At 28.8% G+C, this 896-nt stretch carries 1 protein-coding gene; it reads right to left on the bottom strand.

What is annotated here, in order from left to right; translation table 11 throughout:
• Positions 1 to 121: 121 nt before the first annotated feature.
• Positions 122 to 733, bottom strand: a complete 612-nt coding sequence (locus CCAND38_RS02315) for a hypothetical protein (protein WP_042343540.1) — start codon at positions 731 to 733, stop codon at positions 122 to 124.
• Positions 734 to 896 lie beyond the last annotated feature (163 nt).

Genomic DNA, 896 nt, shown 5'->3' with positions numbered 1-896 from the left:
AAATAGTGCTATAATTAACTTGTTTCTCATTATTTGTAGTTTTAGTTTTTCTGTGCTCGTGCAAGTTTTGTACAAGCACAGAAAATGGATTGTAGGATTAAATACCTCATTACCTTCTATTCTAAAAATTACCATTGTCCTCAACAACATCATTATGTGCTTCAATATCCATAGTATAGACATTCAATTCATAACAAGGGATATAGTCTTTGTTTAAGTCAGAAGAAAAAACCATAAAAACATTACTTCTAAAACTTCTTCCATCAAAAACAGGCATCTGAAAAAAGTACTGATAGTTCCTAAAAAACATCGAAAATGAATTTTGGGTAAGCGTTTCCCATATTGTTTCCATTTCTGAGATATTTTTTACCCTATCCGTTTCTTTGTATAAATCAAACATTTGTTTAGGCAAAAGAAGTATGTAATTATTATGTTTACTTTCTTCTGCATTCAAATGAGAAAGTGTTACTCCCCAAATTTCTTTATTTCGATATTGATATGAGAAAGACGTACTTTTTCGTTTAGTTTTTCTATCAAACTCTTTTATTTCCTGATGATATTTGTAATGATGAGTGGTTCTTTGAAAATCACTTCGTTCATTTTTAATGTCTTCTCTTTCGGTTTTTATAATTCCATCTTTGTTATCAAATACCAAAAATAAATTATTAGGATTTAACTGTGCTTGTGCAAAATTTACACAAGCACATAAAATTAGTGTTAGAATTAGTTTCATTTTAATCACAATATTCTTCAATTGTACTTATTAAAACATCCACTTCATAGCAAGGAATGTAATCTTTTTCTAAATCGGAGGTAAACACTATAAACACATTGCTTCGATATACTCCTTTCGCATACGAAGCTCTCTTGTCATAATACTCATATTTTCTGTAAAA

The sequence above is a fragment of the Capnocytophaga canis genome (assembly GCF_000827555.1).
In the GTDB taxonomy this organism is placed as follows: domain Bacteria; phylum Bacteroidota; class Bacteroidia; order Flavobacteriales; family Flavobacteriaceae; genus Capnocytophaga; species Capnocytophaga canis.
This window is presented reverse-complemented; position numbering and strand designations above follow the sequence as displayed.

Bases quoted from the DNA above. Each gene is read 5' to 3' on its own strand.
- CCAND38_RS02315 (WP_042343540.1), bottom strand. From the start codon at position 733: ATGAAACTAATTCTAACACTAATTTTATGTGCTTGTGTAAATTTTGCA.